This window comes from Nonomuraea ceibae (assembly GCF_019396325.1).
GTDB lineage: Bacteria > Actinomycetota > Actinomycetes > Streptosporangiales > Streptosporangiaceae > Nonomuraea > Nonomuraea ceibae.
On the sequence record NZ_JAHKRO010000059.1, the window covers coordinates 41960 to 57120 of the forward strand.

17 protein-coding genes and 3 tRNA genes are annotated in these 15161 nt (G+C 73.5%); 7 read left to right on the forward strand and 13 right to left on the reverse strand.

The genetic code is table 11. The features are described 5' to 3' along the window. Nucleotides 1-20: 20 nt before the first annotated feature. Nucleotides 21-479 (reverse strand): hypothetical protein, encoded by a 459-nt coding sequence (locus KME80_RS29980; protein WP_219509761.1) that lies wholly within the window; start codon nucleotides 477-479, stop codon nucleotides 21-23. Between the two features lie 61 nt (nucleotides 480-540). After that, nucleotides 541-1497: a helix-turn-helix transcriptional regulator gene (locus KME80_RS29985; protein WP_219509762.1), complete on the reverse strand. Its 957-nt coding sequence runs from the start codon at nucleotides 1495-1497 to the stop codon at nucleotides 541-543. A 43-nt stretch (nucleotides 1498-1540) separates the two neighbouring features. Between KME80_RS29985 and KME80_RS29990 the strand changes: the two genes are divergently transcribed. Beyond that, nucleotides 1541-2668 (forward strand): epoxide hydrolase family protein, encoded by a 1128-nt coding sequence (locus tag KME80_RS29990; RefSeq protein ID WP_219509763.1) that lies wholly within the window; start codon nucleotides 1541-1543, stop codon nucleotides 2666-2668. Nucleotides 2669-2674: 6 nt separating this feature from the next. Here KME80_RS29990 and KME80_RS29995 read toward each other — a convergent pair whose 3' ends face one another. The 3 genes from KME80_RS29995 to KME80_RS30005 form a co-directional block, all read right to left on the reverse strand. Continuing rightward, the gene (locus tag KME80_RS29995; protein WP_219509764.1) at nucleotides 2675-3223 is read right to left on the reverse strand and encodes a GNAT family N-acetyltransferase; all 549 of its coding nucleotides are present in this window, start codon (nucleotides 3221-3223) and stop codon (nucleotides 2675-2677) included. Nucleotides 3224-3282: 59 nt separating this feature from the next. Beyond that, nucleotides 3283-4050: a sirohydrochlorin chelatase gene (locus KME80_RS30000; protein WP_308125981.1), complete on the reverse strand. Its 768-nt coding sequence runs from the start codon at nucleotides 4048-4050 to the stop codon at nucleotides 3283-3285. A gap of 212 nt (nucleotides 4051-4262) precedes the next feature. Beyond that, entirely contained in the window at nucleotides 4263-5570 is a 1308-nt protein-coding gene (locus KME80_RS30005) for an MFS transporter (protein ID WP_219509765.1), read from the reverse strand. Between the two features lie 90 nt (nucleotides 5571-5660). On the opposite strand from KME80_RS30005, the gene KME80_RS30010 reads away from it, so the two are divergent. From KME80_RS30010 to KME80_RS30020, 3 genes are all read left to right on the forward strand, one after another. After that, nucleotides 5661-6341, forward strand: a complete 681-nt coding sequence (locus tag KME80_RS30010) for a GntR family transcriptional regulator (RefSeq protein WP_308125982.1) — start codon at nucleotides 5661-5663, stop codon at nucleotides 6339-6341. A gap of 9 nt (nucleotides 6342-6350) precedes the next feature. Next, nucleotides 6351-6773 (forward strand): DUF2203 domain-containing protein, encoded by a 423-nt coding sequence (locus tag KME80_RS30015; RefSeq protein WP_219509767.1) that lies wholly within the window; start codon nucleotides 6351-6353, stop codon nucleotides 6771-6773. A gap of 101 nt (nucleotides 6774-6874) precedes the next feature. Next, nucleotides 6875-7510, forward strand: coding sequence for a hypothetical protein (locus KME80_RS30020; protein ID WP_219509768.1), 636 nt, complete (start codon nucleotides 6875-6877; stop codon nucleotides 7508-7510). 84 nt (nucleotides 7511-7594) lie between these two features. Here the strand turns inward: KME80_RS30020 and KME80_RS30025 are convergent, their stop codons facing one another. Next, nucleotides 7595-8365, reverse strand: coding sequence for a VOC family protein (locus KME80_RS30025; RefSeq protein WP_219509769.1), 771 nt, complete (start codon nucleotides 8363-8365; stop codon nucleotides 7595-7597). Between the two features lie 141 nt (nucleotides 8366-8506). Here KME80_RS30025 and KME80_RS30030 point away from each other — a divergent pair, with 141 nt between their 5' ends. Further along, a complete protein-coding gene (locus KME80_RS30030; RefSeq protein WP_219509770.1) occupies nucleotides 8507-9127 on the forward strand; it encodes an alpha-ketoglutarate-dependent dioxygenase AlkB in 621 nt (206 codons plus the stop codon). Nucleotides 9128-9222: 95 nt separating this feature from the next. Here KME80_RS30030 and KME80_RS30035 read toward each other — a convergent pair whose 3' ends face one another. The 6 genes from KME80_RS30035 to KME80_RS30060 all read right to left on the reverse strand — a co-directional run bounded on the left by KME80_RS30035 (nucleotide 9223) and on the right by KME80_RS30060 (nucleotide 12331). After that, the gene (locus KME80_RS30035; protein WP_219509771.1) at nucleotides 9223-10335 is read right to left on the reverse strand and encodes a WD40/YVTN/BNR-like repeat-containing protein; all 1113 of its coding nucleotides are present in this window, start codon (nucleotides 10333-10335) and stop codon (nucleotides 9223-9225) included. A gap of 194 nt (nucleotides 10336-10529) precedes the next feature. Continuing rightward, nucleotides 10530-11273: a hypothetical protein gene (locus KME80_RS30040; protein ID WP_219509772.1), complete on the reverse strand. Its 744-nt coding sequence runs from the start codon at nucleotides 11271-11273 to the stop codon at nucleotides 10530-10532. A 134-nt stretch (nucleotides 11274-11407) separates the two neighbouring features. Then, a tRNA-Val gene (locus tag KME80_RS30045) sits at nucleotides 11408-11482 on the reverse strand. Nucleotide 11483: 1 nt separating this feature from the next. After that, nucleotides 11484-11557, reverse strand: a tRNA-Cys gene (locus KME80_RS30050). A gap of 17 nt (nucleotides 11558-11574) precedes the next feature. Further along, nucleotides 11575-11646: transfer RNA gene (locus KME80_RS30055), tRNA-Gly, on the reverse strand. A gap of 46 nt (nucleotides 11647-11692) precedes the next feature. Next, nucleotides 11693-12331: an ACT domain-containing protein gene (locus KME80_RS30060; protein ID WP_219509773.1), complete on the reverse strand. Its 639-nt coding sequence runs from the start codon at nucleotides 12329-12331 to the stop codon at nucleotides 11693-11695. A gap of 82 nt (nucleotides 12332-12413) precedes the next feature. Here KME80_RS30060 and dusB point away from each other — a divergent pair, with 82 nt between their 5' ends. Then, the gene (dusB, locus tag KME80_RS30065; protein WP_246645992.1) at nucleotides 12414-13523 is read left to right on the forward strand and encodes a tRNA dihydrouridine synthase DusB; all 1110 of its coding nucleotides are present in this window, start codon (nucleotides 12414-12416) and stop codon (nucleotides 13521-13523) included. Nucleotides 13524-13576: 53 nt separating this feature from the next. Here dusB and KME80_RS30070 read toward each other — a convergent pair whose 3' ends face one another. Next, a complete protein-coding gene (locus KME80_RS30070; RefSeq protein WP_219509774.1) occupies nucleotides 13577-14365 on the reverse strand; it encodes a phytanoyl-CoA dioxygenase family protein in 789 nt (262 codons plus the stop codon). A gap of 56 nt (nucleotides 14366-14421) precedes the next feature. On the opposite strand from KME80_RS30070, the gene KME80_RS30075 reads away from it, so the two are divergent. Beyond that, nucleotides 14422-15161 (forward strand): AraC family ligand binding domain-containing protein (locus KME80_RS30075; protein WP_219509775.1); only part of this gene is annotated, 740 nt, incomplete at its 3' end.

A 15161-nucleotide genomic window follows, 5' to 3' on the forward strand; every position in this document is an offset into this window, starting at 1 on the left:
GAAGCGGGGACGCGGGCCGGTCAGCGGTGCGCGGTGAGCAACGCGTCGACGGGGACGGCGTCGACGGGGAGGGGGTCGACGGGGACGGCGTCGTCGGGGGTGCGCTCGCGCACGTCGCTGTCGCGGATGGCGAAGACCGCCGGCAGGACGCCCACGTCACCGTAGTGGCCGGTCACGGCCGCGCCGACGGCGCGGCGGACGTCGGCGACCACCTGGCGCGAGGTGTGGCCCGCGCCGGGCACCGTCACGTGGCCGAGCAGGCCGGCGAAGCGCGACTCCGACACCGCCGGGGGATGCTGGCCGGGCGCCACGGGCCGGTCGAGCCAGAACACCTTGCCCGACAGGACGGCGTCATAGCCCGCGCCCTCGCCGCCCAGCGTGCGCGCGGACTCGGCGAGCAGCCGGCCGAACCCGGCCAGGTCGGCGTCCGGCGGCAGGTCGGTGGTGACGAACAGCGGCACGATCAGCGTGTCGAGCATGGGCCATCCCTCCTGTGAGGAGCCTCATCGTAGGGGCCGCCACCGACAATTTCCGGCCGGCTCACTGGCCGCCCGCCGCGCCGGCCAGCCGCGCCGCCAGCACGCGCAGGTGATCGGCCAGCTCCGGCGGCTCGTGGACCTCGAACGGCACGCCCAGCGACACCAGCCAGGACGCCATCTCGTCCAGCGAGTCGCCGCCCGCGGTCAGCAGGCAGGAGGCCGGGCCGAGCGGTTCGACGGCGGCGGCGGACGGGGAGAGCCGCTCGGCGACCGCCGCGGCGGGGGCGTGCACGGTGAACCGGCCCCGGAAGCGGTACGGCGCCTCGGCGATCCGGCGGGAGGCGTAGCCCGCCAGATCGGTGTCGGGTGGGCGGCGCGGGGTGAACCTCGGCCCGTTCGGCGTCCGCAGCCGCACCCGGTCCACCCGGAACAGCCGCCAGTCGTCACGGCCGGGGTCGAAGGCGACCAGGTACCAGCGCCGCCCGGTGGCCACCAGCCGGTGCGGCTCCACGACGCGCGTCGTCACGGCGCCGCCCGCGCCGCAATAGTCGAACCGCAGGCTCTCGTGGTCACGGCAGGCCGCCGCGATCGCCGCCAGCGCGTCCGGATCGACCGCGGGCGCCCGCCCCGTCATCGGCACGGTCATCGACTGCACGGCGTTGACCCGGCGCCGCAGCCGCGACGGCAGCACCCGCTCCAGCTTGGCCAGGGCGCGCAGCGACGTCTCCTCGATGCCCGCCACGCTGCCCTGGGCGGCGGTGCGCAGCCCGACGGCCACGGCGACGGCCTCTTCGTCGTCGAGCAGCAGCGGCGGCAGGTCGCCGCCCGCGCCCAGCCGGTAGCCGGGCGCCCCGGCGGTGGCGTGCACCTGGTAGCCGAGCTCGCGCAGCCGCTCCACGTCGCGCCGCACCGTGCGCGCGGTGACGCCGAGCCGCCCGGCCAGCTCCGGCCCGGACCACTCGCGGTGGGTCTGCAGCAGGGACAGCAGTTTGAGCAGCCGCGCCGACGTCTCCAGCATCCTAGGACCCTACCTGTCCTAGGCCGGTCCTAGCGTGGTGGTCATGAAGCCCTTCCGCATCGACATCCCGCAGGCCGACCTCGACGACCTGCGCGAACGCCTCGCCCGCACCCGCTGGCCCGACGAGCTCGACGGCGCCGGCTGGTCGTACGGCGTGCCGGTCGCGTACGCCAGGAGGCTGGCCGAGCACTGGCGCACCCGCTACGACTGGCGCGAGCACGAGGCGGCGCTGAACGCCCACCCGCAGTTCGTCACCGAGATCGACGGGCAGGACGTGCACTTCCTGCACGTGCGCTCGCCGGAGCCGGACGCGCTGCCGCTGCTGATCACGCACGGCTGGCCGGGGTCGGTCGTCGAGTTCATGAAGGTCATCGGCCCGCTCACCGACCCGCGCGCGCACGGCGGCGACCCCGCCGACGCCTTCCACCTGGTGGCCCCGTCCATCCCCGGCTTCGGCTTCTCGGGCCCCACCCGCGAGCGCGGCTGGGACGTGGCCAGGGTCGCGCGCGCCTGGAAGGAGCTGATGAGCCGCCTCGGCTACGACCGCTACGGCACGCAGGGCGGCGACACCGGCGCGACGATCTCCCCGATGGTCGGCAGGCTCGACCCGGACCGCGTCGTGGGCGTGCACGTCAACGGCGGCCTCGGCCATCCCACCGGCGACCCCGCCGAGCTGGAGGGCCTCACGGAGGCCGAGCTGTCCAGGATGAGCCTGTACGCGGACGAGGACGGCCGCGGATACGCGATCATGCAGGCCACCCGGCCGCAGACGCTCGCCTTCGGCCTGCACGACTCCCCGGCCGGGCAGCTCGCCTGGATCGCCGAGAAGTTCAAGGAGTGGACCGACCCGGCCCGCGAGCTGCCCGAGGACGCCGTCGACCGCGACCAGCTGCTCACCAACATCAGCCTCTACTGGCTGACCGGCACCGCCGCCTCCTCCGCCCGGCTCTACAAGGAGAGCGCCGCCTCCTGGTTCGGCCGGCCGGAGCCGTCGCCGCTCCCGCACGGCGTGGCCGTCTTCCCCGGCGACCCCGGCATCCGGCGCTTCGCCGAGCGCGAGCACCACGTCGTGCACTGGTCGGAGTTCGGCAGGGGCGGCCACTTCGCCGCGATGGAGGCGCCCGACCTGCTGGTGGACGACGTGCGCGCGTTCTTCAGGCTGGTGCGGTGAGCTCGCTCAGCGGTCGGTCCACTCGTCCTCCAGGGCGGCGTGGATGACCGAGTCGCGCCAACCCCACGGCGTGGACACGTGGTGGCGCAGGATGCCCTCCTCGACCATCCCGGCCGTGAGCATCGCGAGCTGCGCGGGCAGGTTGGCGGGGGAGCGGGCGCCCCAGATGCGGTGCAGGCCGAGCTGCTTGAAGCCGAACTTCAGCAGCAGCCGCACCAGGTCGGTGCCCATGCCGCGGCCCCAGTGGTCGGGGCGCAGCCCGAGGCCGATCTCGGCGCTGTGCGGATGCTCGGCGTCGACGCGCAGCCGCGCCACGCCGATGGCCTCCGGCTCGCCGGGTTCGAGCACCGCCAGCACGTAGAGCCTGCGCGGCTCGGCCGCCGCCGCCCGCACCGCCTCGTCGACGAGGCCGGCCACCTGCGGCAGCGACAGCGGCGCGAACGGCATGTGCTGGGTCGCGCCCGGGTCGCCGTAGACGGCGTGCAGCGCGGCGACGTCGGCTTCGGTGACCTCACCGAGCCACAGCCGCCCGCCCTTGCACACCACCCGGCGCATGCGGAGAAGGTAACGCGGGCGGGCCGATCTTCACAAGGACGCCGGGTCCGACCAGTACGTCAGGTGGCGAGCTGACTGCCGTAGGCGCGCGCGACCAGCTCGGCGATGGCGCCGTGCGAGCCGAGCGGCTCGGCGTGACCGGCGTCGACCGACGCGGCGGCCCGCTCGACGAGGCCGGCGGGCGCCTCGTGGCCGATCAGGCAGGGCGCGATGGCCAGCCGCTCGGCGCCGGCGGCGCGCAGCCGCTCGGCGGCCACGGGCACGCCGGGGTCGCTGTCGAGGGAGGCGGCGACGACCGGCAGCGTGAGCCGGGAGGCCAGCAGCACCGCCGTGGCCTGCACGGCGTGCACGGCCCGCTCGCCGCCGACGGTGCCGAGGATGACGCCGTCGACCGGGCTGGAGACGTTGAGCAGGCGGACGCGGTCGGCCCTGGCCAGGCCGCGCTCGGCCAGCCGGATGTGCAGCGCCTCGGCCAGCAGCGGGTGAGGGCCGAGCGCCTCGGTCATCACGGCGGGGGCGCCGCTCTTGGCCACGGACTCGGAGATCTCGGTGAGCACGACCGGGTCGTCCCACGTCAGCAGGGGGACGACGACGGAGTCGCGGTCGGCCGGCAGCGAGGCGGCCAGCTCGTCCACGGCGGTGAGCCGTACCTCGATCTGGGGGTTGTCGACCCGCACGACGGCGGCGATCTCGGCCGGCACGCCTGAGGTGCCGCCCGGCGCCGCGAGCACGAGGACGGGCGCGTCCGGGGGCAGGGACGTGGGGACGGGACGGCGGTGGCGGCCGCCGCCCGGCCTGGGGGACCGTGCACGTACAGGGAGGCTCACAGGCGCGCAGTTTATGCGTAAACCGTGTCCGGCGTTCCGGGAATCGGCGGCGATTCCGTTACAACGCCCGCCCTGTGATAGAGATCACATCGACGGACCGGCCCGGCCCCCGTGGCCTGGCGGGCCGGCCCGACGGCGAGCCCGGGACCGCCGCGCGGGCGGCGGTGGCAGCCGCCGCCCGCGGCTTCCGCGGCGGACCGGGGGAGCGGGGGTCAGGCGCGCTGCGGCTGCGTGCCGGGGTCGGCGGCCAGGTCGAGGTCGCGGGTCTCCGGCGCGATGGCCAGGCCCACGGCGGTGACGGCGAGCGCGGCCACCACGTACAGCGACACCGCCAGCGTGGTGCCGAACGCGTCGAACAGCTTGATCGCGATGATCGGGGCGAGCGCGCCGCCGACGATCCCGGCCACCTGGTAGCCCATCGAGGCGCCGCTGTAGCGCAGCCGGGTGCTGAACAGCTCGGCGATGAAGGCGGCCTGCGGGCCGTACATGGCCGCGTGCGTGATCAGCGCCACGACCGCCGCCAGCGCGATCAGCGGGAACGAGCGCGTCTCCAGCAGCGGGAAGAACGCGAACACCCACACCGCGGCGCCGATCACGCCCGCCAGGTAGACCGGGCGCCTGCCGTAGCGGTCGGACAGGGCGCCGAACAGCGGGATCAGCGCGAGCTGCAGCGCCGAGCCGATGAGGACCGCGTTGAGCCCGACCGACCGGTCCAGCCCGAGCGGGCCGGTCAGGTGGACGAGGATGTAGGCGGTGAAGGTGTAGAAGGCGACGTCCACGCCGATGCGCGCGGTGAAGGCCGACAGCAGCGCGCGCGGGTGCGTGCGCAGCACCTCGACCAGCGGCATCCGCGCCTTGGCGCCCTGCTGCTCGACCCGCTCGAACAGCGGCGACTCGGTCACCCTCAGCCGCACCCACAGGCCGACGAGGACCAGCACCCCCGACAGCAGGAACGGCACCCGCCAGCCCCACGACAGGAACGCGGCGTCCGGCAGGGTGAACGACAGTACGGCCAGCGTGCCGGTGGCCAGCACGTAGCCGGCGGGCACGCCCACCTGCGGCCAGCTCGCGTTGAAGCCGCGGCGGCGGGGGTCGCCGTGCTCCAGCGACATGAGCACCGCGCCGCCCCACTCGCCGCCCAGCCCGAGGCCCTGGACGAAGCGGAGCAGGGCCAGCATGACGGGCGCGAGCACGCCGATGCTGTCGTAGCCCGGCAGCACGCCGATGAGGAACGTGGCGGCCCCCATCAGCAGCAGCGTGACGACCAGCACGGTCTTGCGGCCGGCCCGGTCGCCGAAGTGGCCGAACACGATGCCGCCCAGCGGCCTGGCCACGAACGCGACCGCGTTGGTGGTGAGCGCCAGCAGGGTCGCGCTGAGCGGGTCGAACGTCGGGAAGAACAGCTTGCCGAAGACCAGCGTCGCGGCCGTGGTGTAGAGGAAGAAGTCGTACCACTCCAGCGACGTGCCGATCAGGCTGGCGAGGATCACCCGCCGGGTCTGTTGCGTGGAGCTTGACATCAGCATCGCTCCTTCGTCAGGGGGTTGGTATCAACATAAGAATCGTTGAACGATTCGACAAGAGGTTTGTTTGATGATTTCCTGTTGCCTGTGGACGAAGCTCTCGTGGATCTCGTACGGGACCGGTCCCGCCTCGGGCGCAGCAGCACCGCCGAGCGCGTCGCTGACATCCTGCGCGACCGCATCATCGAGGGCATGTTCAAGCCCGGCGACCGGCTGTCGGAGGAGACGATCTGCGAGCGGCTGGAGGTGTCGCGCAACACGCTGCGCGAGGCGTTCCGGCTACTCGGCCACGAGCGGCTGCTGGAGCACCGGCTCAACCGCGGAGTGTTCGTGCGCGTCCTGTCGGCCGACGACGTAGCCGACCTCTACCGGGTGCGCCGGGTGCTCGAAGGGGCCGCCGTGCGGCGCGAGCCGACCGCCCGGGCGCTCGCCGTCATCCGCGAGGCGGTCGCCGACGCCGAACGGGCCGCCGCCGCCGGTGACTGGCACGCGGTCGGCACCGCCAACATCCGCTTCCACCAGGCCCTGGTGACCCTCAACGACAGCCCCAGGCTGGACGAGGCCATGCGGCAACTGCTGGCCGAGCTGCGCCTCGTCTTCCACGTCATGGAGAACCCCCGCGCCTTCCACGAGCCGTTCGTGGCGCGCAACCGCGAGCTGCTCGGCCTCATCGAGGCCGGTGAGCCCGACCGCGCCGCCGCCTGCCTCGACGCCTACCTCGACGACGCCGAACAGCTCCTCGTCCACGCCTACGAGCCCAGCCGATAGCGTTCCGGCATGGAACACGGCAGCGAGTACGGCGGCGCGTACGGCAGCGAGCCCGGCAGGGCGCACGGCGGCGAACGGACCTTCACCCCCGGCGAGGCGCGGGCCCTGATGCCGGCCATCCTGCGCGAGGCCGCCACCCTGGTCGCCGCCCGCGCCGACCTGGCCGAGATCGCCTTCGACCGCCGGACGACCGGCTCCTCACCCCTCGGCGGCGTGCCCGAGCTCAAGGCCGTCGAGGCCCGCATCGAGGAGATCGTCAGCACCTGGACCGGGCGCGGGCTGGAGGTCAAGGGCATCGCGCCCGTCCTGCTCGACTTCCCCGCCGAGCTCGACGGCGTCTCGGTACGGCTGTGCTGGATCGAGGGCGAGCCGGAACTGCGCTGGTACCACCGCACCGACCTGGGCTTCGCCGGGCGGCGCCCGCTGCCGTAGAGGCTGGGCACAGGAACTGTGCAGTCGTGGCCAACGACGTGCCGGGGGGCCGTCCGGCAACCTGATCTCCGTCTGACCCCCGTCTTTCAGGAGAGCAGAACATGTCCTCGATCAGCAGGATCGCCACGATCGCGATGGCCGCCGTGGCGCTGGCCGGCGGCACCGCCCTCACGGCGCCCCCGGCCCAGGCCGCGAGCTGGAACTGCCATGCCTCGTGGAACGAGAAGAGCTTCAACCTCCCCGGCAAGCCGGACATGACCGTGTGGGCGCGCTCGTGCGTCTACAAGGACGGCAACACCCGGCGGGCCCGCATCGAGCTCAGGTGGGACCAGGCCGAACCGGTCTACGGGGAGAGCTTCGACAAGTTCGCCGTCCAGGTGCGCCTCGAACGCGACGACACGGTCATCACCTCAGGGTGGTGCGAGTTCAAGCAGACACTCAACGACAACCCCGACGGCTTCGGCTCGTGCACCTCCCGGTACGTGACCAGCAGCGCCCAGTACGGCTGGACCGGCGACGGCAAGGTCGTCTACAACATCAACAACGACGGCAACGGCGACTACACCTGGAACCTGCACGGCTCCGGGGAGGTCAAGATCGCCCCCAACGGACTGGAGGTCGGTGACGAGCCGGAGCCGGAGCCGCTGCCCGACCCCGCCGACACGCCCGACCCCGCCGACACGCCCGACCCCGCCGACACACCCGACCCCGCCGACACGTCCGAGCCCGTGCTGTGACGAACCCCCCCGCCCCGGGCCGGGGACCGCTAAAAGGGGCGCGGGGGATTCCATCGCCCTAGCCAGCTGTGGCGGCTGACCCCGTCAGGCCGCCGCGCTGGTGATGACCGCGAACCGGGCGCCGTGCGGATCGGTCAGGAAGGCCATCCGGCCCACGCCCTCGATGTCCGTCGCCGCCTCCGCCACGGTGCCGCCCAGCTCCTGACACCGGGCGACGGTCGCGTCGCAGTCGGGCACCTCGAAGTAGAGCAGCCAGTGCGGCCGGCCGCCGTCACGCAGCTCGACGAGGCCGGCCATCGCCGTGTCGGCCTGGTGGCCCTCGGCCGGCGAGGCCACCGGGTAGGTGTAGTCGCCCATCGGCATGTCCTCGAACCGCCAGCCGAACACCGTCCGGTAGAAGCCGCGCATGCCCTCGACGTCGGGCGTGTAGAGCTCCACCCAGCCGAGCGAGCCGGGGTCGGTGACCAGGTCGAGCCCGCGCAGGCCGCCCGGCTCCCACAGCGCGAACTCCGCCCCGGACGGGTCGGTGAGCTGGGCGAAGCGGCCCTGCCCGCCGATGTCGCCGGGCCCGGACCGGACCGTGCCGCCCGCCTGCTCGACGGCCTTGACGGCGGCGTCGCAGTCGGTGGTGGCGAAGTAGAGCATCCAGGCGGGGGAGTCGCCCTCGTCGGTCAGCGTGCCGATCGCGGCGACGGTCTTGCCGTCGGCCCGGCACACGCCGTACTCCATGTCGGGTCCGAACGACTCGAACCGCCAGCCGAACAGGCCGGTGTAGAAGGCGGCCGTGGCCTCGAGGGCGGGGCTGCCGTAGTCGATCCAGCACGGGGTGCCCGGCAGGAACTGGGTGGTGAGCATGACGTGCTCCTTCACGCGGTGTGCATGGATGGCCCCGTCTCCACGGCGACGCCGAATCCGAGCCTCGCACGCCCCGGCCCGCGATGCCGGGCACGACACGCAGTCGAATCTTTGTTTGAACAATAACGTACACTCGACGCCATGAGCGCGGTATTCCAGGCATCTCTGCTCGGCATGGACGAGGAGCTCGGGCTCGGCCCGCTCGGCTCGACGGTCCGCCGCACCGATCTCGGCCGCGGCGCGTGGCTCGACGTGCGTCCCGGCTGGCTGTCGGGGGCCGACCTGCTGTTCGAGCGGCTGGCCGAGCGGGTGCCGTGGCGGGCCGAGCGGCGCCGGATGTACGACCGGGTGGTCGACGTGCCCCGGCTGCTGAAGTTCTACGAGGAGGGCGAGACGCTGCCCGACCCGGTGCTCGCCGACGCCATGCGGGCGCTCGACGAGCACTACGCGGCCGACCCGTTCCGCACCGCCGGCCTGTGCTTCTACCGCGACGGGCGCGACAGCGTGGCCTGGCACGGCGACACGATCGGCCGGGGCGCGACCGAGGACACGATGGTGGCGATCCTCTCGGTCGGCAGCCCGCGGCCGCTGATGCTGCGCCCGCGCGGCGGCGGCCCCTCCCTGCGCTATGACCTCGGCCACGGCGACCTCGTCGTGATGGGCGGCAGCTGCCAGCGCACCTGGGAGCACGCCGTGCCCAAGACCGCCCGCGCGACCGGGCCGCGGATCAGCGTCCAGTTCCGCCCGCGCGGCGTCCGCTGACGGCCTGTCCGACCGGCCTGCGGTGGCCCGGCCTGTGCCGGGGCGTCCGCTGACCGGCCGGCTGGCTGCGCCGAGCGGCCGTTGACCGACCGGGGCTAACGGTGGCCGAGTTTGAGCCGGGCGACCCGGCCCTGCTCCCCGGCGGCCCAGCACGACAGGTCGCGGGTGCACGACACCGTGTCGTACGAGCCGGTGTCGAACGTCCGCCACGTCCGCCCGCCGGTGTAGGTGATGTCGCTGCCGGTGGGCCCGACCGCGACGGCCGCGAACGGCAGGTGGGGCAGCCACGTCACCCCCGACCTGTAGGCGGGCGGCGGCGTCGAGGCGGTCCGCCAGGTGCGCCCGCCGTCCCGCGTCACCGCGCCCGCGCTGGGTGAGGGCTCGCCCGGACGGTAGTCGCCGCCCACCGCGAGCCCGTGGCGGGGGTCGCGGAAGGCCAGCGCGAACACGCCGCGCGCCGGGTCGCCCGCCGGGATCGGCGTGTCCGCCACGGTCCAGGTGCGGCCCCGGTCGCGCGAGTGGAAGACGCGCGCCCGCTCGGCCCCGCCGGCGGCCAGCCACACGTCCCGGCCGCCGGCCGTCACCAGGCACTGCCCGCTCGCCGCGAACCCCGCCTCGCCCGGCAGCGCCGGCGGCATCCCGTCGGCGGGCAGCACCTGCCAGCTCCGCCCGCCGTCCTCGGTCGCCAGGATGCGGAACCGGCCGTCGACCGGGTCGCTCATCGCCAGCCCGCGCCGCCGGTCGAAGAACGCCACGCAGTCGTAGAACGCCTGCGGTTCGTCGTTCCTGAACGTCTCGGTCCAGGTACGGCCGCCGTCCTCGGTCCGGTAGATCCGCGAGTCGGCGCCCGCGCCGATCGACAGCACCACGGCCCGGTGCGCGTCGAACGCCTCCACGTCCCGGAACTGCAGCGTGCCGGTGCCGGGCGGTGACACGTTCTCCCAGCTCCGGCCGCCGTTGACGGTGCGCAGCACGGTGCCTTCCGAGCCGGAGGCCCACACCACGTCCCGGCTCACCGGCGCGAGGCCGCGCAGCCGCGCGGTCACGCCGGTCTCCTTCAGCTCCCAGCCCGGCAGCTCCCAGCCCTGCGCTTCCCCGCCCGGAGCTTCCCCACCTGCCGACGGGACCACGGCGTGGACGGGCGCGGGCGCGGCGGCGAGCACGCAGGCGGCGGCCGACAGGGCGCTGATCGCGAAACGAAGCCTCATGCCGCGCAAACTAACCCAAAGGATCACAGCCGTCCATGCCCCGAGTCAGAAAGAACACGCGCCCCGCCCGCCTCGGCGGTGACGCCGCCGCCATCATCGGACCCGCCCACCGACGGCGGCCCCGGTGCAGCCTGGCGCGGCCCGGTGTGGCCCGGTGCGGCCCGGTGCAGCCTGGGTCGGCCCGGTGTGGCTGGTCAGGCGACGGACGCCACCAGGTGGCGCAGGACGCGGCGGGTCTTCGACTCCTCACCCGAGCTGATCTCGACGCCGTGGCCCCGGACCAGCTCCTCCAGCGACGCCTGCGCGGCGACGGCGCTCTCCGGGGAGACGCGCAGCGACAGCTCCAGGAAGTCGAGCTCGTCGCCGACCACCCACCGCTCGGCCAGCGCGGTGAGCTTGCGGCCGGACGCGTCGAGCTCCAGCGGCCCCCAGCGGGTAGCCTCGACCGGTGGCAGCAGCCGCAGGGTGCGCAGGTTGACGTGCAGGCCCGCGCACGTCCTGAGGAAGCGTTCCTGCTTGTCGGTGAACAGCCCCTTGATCGACCGGTTGCCCGTGTAGACGGCCTCGATTCGTTCCGGCGACCGGCGCGCGGTGCACGAGGCGGTGAGCACCTTGCGCGGCCCGGACCAGTCGGCCTCCAGCTTGAACTCCCATCCGTCGCCGTCGGTCGCGCCGAGCCAGTAGTCGTTGAGCTGCGAGCGCCGGCAGGGGCGCAGCTTGATGGTGGAGTCGCTCTTGCGGTTGCCGGTGTCGCGCACCCGCAGCACCACGCCGGCGTCGAGCAGCGGGGTGCCGGGGGCGAGCCCGTCGGCGGTGTCCTCGCAGAAGTAGATCTTCAGATCCTGCCCGTCGTCCGGCTCCAGCCCGAACGCGCGCATGGCCGCCCGGACCCGGGGGCCGTCAACCGTTAACTTGATCTCCACTGTGTTGGGTCGCATGCATGCAACAATCCCCCTCCACCGCGCGCTGACACCGCCGTGCGCCTCACTGAGAGGTCCGAAACATCGGAGGTCTGGTCGCTCGCGGCGACGATCCCGCTCCCGGGAGCCCGCATGACCGGGCTTGAAGATGGTGGTGGACGATACTGGGATTGAACCAGTGACCTCTTCCGTGTCAGGGAAGCGCTCTCCCGCTGAGCTAATCGTCCTTGGAGGTGGAGACGGGATTTGAACCCGTGTGGACGGCTTTGCAGGCCGCTGCCTCGCCTCTCGGCCACTCCACCAGGAGAGTAGAACTCCGAGCGGAAGACGGGATTCGAACCCGCGACCCTCACCTTGGCAAGGTGATGCTCTACCACTGAGCCACTTCCGCGTTGCCCGGCCAACTCTAGCGGGTTTTCCGAGCGGATGCTCACCCGTCAGCTCTTGCGGAGCTGACGGGCGACGCTGCGCTCGGTCGCCGGCAGGCTGAGGAAGATCTCCAGGATGCGCGTGAGGCGGTGGACCTCGGTGCGGTGGAACGCCGGGCCCTCGGAGCGGGCCAGCATCAGCGTCAGGGCCAGCGGCGGCAGCGGCGCGTGGATGAGGTGCGGGCCGCCGTCGAGCGTGACCGCCGTGGGACGGACCGGGATGAGCTCCGGGAGCGTGATCTCCTGCGGGGCGCGCCAGCTCGCGTAGACGACGCCGCGCTCGGTGGCCGTCGCCGCCCAGTCGGCGCTGAACAGCACCGGCAGCGAGTCGACGAGCGTGGTCAGCGCCCGGTCGCCCGCCGTGGTGATGTACTTCAGGATCTCCAGCTCGGGATAGGTGCCCGGGGCCTCGCGGGTGGTCCAGACGCCCTCGACCGTCACGTCCGCGACCGACTCCAGGCTCTCGCGGAGCTCCGGCTTGGAGATGTCCTCAGGACAGAAGAGCGTCAGATCGTCGACGGCCATGCCCGCGCCCCTGTCGAGAACCGTCACCTGGGTGATGTCCGCCCCCGCGGAGCCCAGGACCGTGGTGATCTGCGCGAGCGAACCCGGCTTGTCGGGCAGCGCCAGGCGGACTCGAAGAAGCATCCATCACTCCCCACGCGAGATGCCGTGTCACAGACTATCCGCGAATACCGCTCCCGGCCCGACCTGCGCTACAACTGACGGGATGAAGATTGGGCCCATCGGGGTGTGGCCGCCCGTCGTGCTGGCGCCGATGGCGGGCATCACCAACGCGCCGTTCCGGGTGCTCTGCCGCGAGCAGGGCGCCGGGCTGTTCGTGTGCGAGATGATCACGACGCGGGCGCTGGTCGAGCGCAACCCCAAGACGCTGCGCATGATCAGGTTCGCGGAGTCGGAGAAGCCCAGGAGCATCCAGCTGTACGGGGTCGACCCGGCGATCGTCGGCCGGGCGGTCCGGATGATCGCCGAAGAGGACCTGGCCGACCACGTCGACCTCAACTTCGGCTGCCCGGTGCCCAAGGTGACCAGGCGCGGCGGCGGCTCCGCCCTGCCGTACAAGCGCAACCTGCTGCGGCGCATCCTGCGCGAGGCCGTCGCCGGCGCGGGCGCGCTGCCCGTCACGATGAAGATGCGCAAGGGCATCGACGACGACCACCTCACCTACCTCGACGCCGGCCGCATCGCCGTCGAGGAGGGCGTCGCCGCCATCGCCCTGCACGCCCGCACCGCCCGCCAGCACTACGGCGGCGTCGCCGACTGGGACGCCATCGCCCGCCTCAAGGAGGCCGTGCCCGAGATCCCCGTGCTCGGCAACGGCGACATCTGGTGCGCCGACGACGCCCTGCGCATGGTCGCCCGCACCGGCTGCGACGGCGTCGTCGTCGGCCGCGGCTGCCTGGGACGGCCGTGGCTGTTCAAGGACCTGGAGAACGCCTTCCGCGGCAGCGCCGAACGCACCCGGCCCACCCTCGGCGAGGTGGCCGCCGTGATGGCCCGTCACGCCGAAGGGCTCACCACCTGCTTCGACATCGAGCGCTACGCGATCGCCGACTTCCGCAAGCATGTCGGCTGGTATCTCAAGGGCTTCACCGTCGGCGCCGAGCTGCGCCGCGAGCTCGCCACCGCCGAGTCGCTCGACGGGCTGCGCGCGAGCCTCGCCAAGCTCGACCACGACCAGCCGTGGCCGCCCAACACCGACACCCCGCGCGGCAAGTCCGGCGAACGCACCAAGGTCCAGCTGCCCGACGGCTGGCTCGACGACCCCTGGGACACCGTCGTCCCCGAGGACGCCGAGACCGACCACTCCGGAGGCTGACCCCGGCCCCCGGCCGGCCCGGCTCTGACTGGCCCGGCTCCGACTGGCCCCCGCTAGTGCGGGCCTGCGGGCGCGCCCGCCTCGGTGCCGCACGGGCCGCCGCCCGTGGCCGCCTCCAGCGTGACCGGCTCGCCCGACATGGTGAGCGTCGGGTAGTAGGCGGCGATCCGCTCCGCGGAACGGCCGACGTAATGGCAGATGAAGCTGCGGCGGAACCGGTCGGCCGTGCTGTTCGGCTCCGAGCCGTGCACCAGGCTGCCGTTGAAGAACAGCACGTCACCCGGCTCCATGTCGACCGGCACGCGCTCCAGGCCGGGGGGCGGCGGCACGTACTCCCTGGTGAAGGAGACGTCGTGGTCCGCCTCCTCCGGGCAGAACAGGTCCATCAGGTGCGTGCCCGGCACCACCTCCAGGCCGCCGTTCGCGCGGTCCACCCGGTCCAGCGCCACCCACGCCGCCACGCACGTGCCCGGCTCGACCCGCAGATAGAAGTTGTCCTGGTGCAGCGCCTGGCCCCGGGCGCCCGGCGGCTTGAAGTAGAACATGCTCTGGGCTGCTATCGGCTCCTCGCCCAGCAGGTCCGCCAGGATCGCGCCGATGCGCGCGTCCAGCAGGTAGCGCAGCGCCACGTCGTTCACCTGGTGCGGGTGCATCACGCGGGGATAGTCGCGCAGGATGTCGTACGGGCCGCCGGGCTCCTGCGGCGTCGGCGTGAAATGCCCGGGAATGGGGCCCGCGGCGTGCAGCGCCATGAACTCGTCACGCAGCTCCGCCACCTCCTCCGGAGCCAGCAGCGCGGGGACGATGACGAAGCCCCGGTCGTGGAAGTCGTTGAGGTTCATGCCGTTCACGCTAGGCGGCGGGGGCGTGCGAGGGTATGACGGTGACCGCTGACGACATGACTGTTCCTGCTGCCGAGCTGATCGTCCTGGGGCACTACGACCAGCCGCCCGGGTACGCCACCCGCCGGGCCGCCGGGGCGCCCAGCTGGCTGCTCATGTGGACCCAGGCGGGGGAGGGGCTCGTCGAGCAGGGCGGGGCGGCGCTGCGTGCCGGGCCCGGGTCGCTGGTGGTGCTCGCGTCGGGGGAGCCGCACCACTACCGGGTGGCGCCCGGGGCCCGGCGGTGGCGCTTCTGGTGGGTGCACTTCCAGCCGCGCCCGTCGTGGACCGGCTGGCTGGCGCCCCACGCTCTCGCGCCGGGCTGCCACCTGGTCGCCGACGTCCCCGAGGCGGTACGCGACCGCATCGACGCCGCCTTCCGCCGCGCCCTGCATGACGCCCGCTGGCTCCCCCCGGCCTCCTACGCGCCGGCCCCTGCTGCGCCCCAGGAAGGACCCCGGAGCCCGTACGACCCCAAGGACCCCGCCCCGACGCTGACGGACGCACCAACGGCGGCCGGCGAGACGGCGCTGCGTGAGGCGATGGGCGGCGGGACGCGCCCGGCCGAAGCGCGGGGGGCGGTGGAGCGCGTGAGCGCCGCCCCCGCTCCGGAGGGCGCACCCCAGGAGAGCGGTGGGACGGCGGCGGGCGCACCCGGGGGGAGCGGTGGGACGGCGGCCGCTGGTTGGGCGGGCGAGACGGCGGCTGGGGAGGTGGCGGTGGTGGCGGGGGTGGGGGCGGCGCGGGAGCTGGTGAT

What these genes read in the sequence shown, in the direction of transcription:
- dusB (WP_246645992.1), top strand. Translation starts at nt 12,414, where the DNA reads ATGAAGATTGGGCCCATCGGGGTGTGGCCGCCCGTCGTGCTGGCGCCG.
- KME80_RS30020 (WP_219509768.1), top strand. Translation starts at nt 6,875, where the DNA reads ATGTCCTCGATCAGCAGGATCGCCACGATCGCGATGGCCGCCGTGGCG.
- KME80_RS29985 (WP_219509762.1), bottom strand. Translation starts at nt 1,497, where the DNA reads ATGCTGGAGACGTCGGCGCGGCTGCTCAAACTGCTGTCCCTGCTGCAG.
- KME80_RS30015 (WP_219509767.1), top strand. Translation starts at nt 6,351, where the DNA reads ATGGAACACGGCAGCGAGTACGGCGGCGCGTACGGCAGCGAGCCCGGC.
- KME80_RS30025 (WP_219509769.1), bottom strand. Translation starts at nt 8,365, where the DNA reads ATGCTCACCACCCAGTTCCTGCCGGGCACCCCGTGCTGGATCGACTAC.
- KME80_RS29995 (WP_219509764.1), bottom strand. Translation starts at nt 3,223, where the DNA reads ATGCGCCGGGTGGTGTGCAAGGGCGGGCGGCTGTGGCTCGGTGAGGTC.
- KME80_RS30030 (WP_219509770.1), top strand. Translation starts at nt 8,507, where the DNA reads ATGAGCGCGGTATTCCAGGCATCTCTGCTCGGCATGGACGAGGAGCTC.
- KME80_RS30060 (WP_219509773.1), bottom strand. Translation starts at nt 12,331, where the DNA reads ATGCTTCTTCGAGTCCGCCTGGCGCTGCCCGACAAGCCGGGTTCGCTC.
- KME80_RS30040 (WP_219509772.1), bottom strand. Translation starts at nt 11,273, where the DNA reads ATGCGACCCAACACAGTGGAGATCAAGTTAACGGTTGACGGCCCCCGG.
- KME80_RS30035 (WP_219509771.1), bottom strand. Translation starts at nt 10,335, where the DNA reads ATGAGGCTTCGTTTCGCGATCAGCGCCCTGTCGGCCGCCGCCTGCGTG.
- KME80_RS29980 (WP_219509761.1), bottom strand. Translation starts at nt 479, where the DNA reads ATGCTCGACACGCTGATCGTGCCGCTGTTCGTCACCACCGACCTGCCG.
- KME80_RS30070 (WP_219509774.1), bottom strand. Translation starts at nt 14,365, where the DNA reads ATGAACCTCAACGACTTCCACGACCGGGGCTTCGTCATCGTCCCCGCG.
- KME80_RS30005 (WP_219509765.1), bottom strand. Translation starts at nt 5,570, where the DNA reads ATGTCAAGCTCCACGCAACAGACCCGGCGGGTGATCCTCGCCAGCCTG.
- KME80_RS29990 (WP_219509763.1), top strand. Translation starts at nt 1,541, where the DNA reads ATGAAGCCCTTCCGCATCGACATCCCGCAGGCCGACCTCGACGACCTG.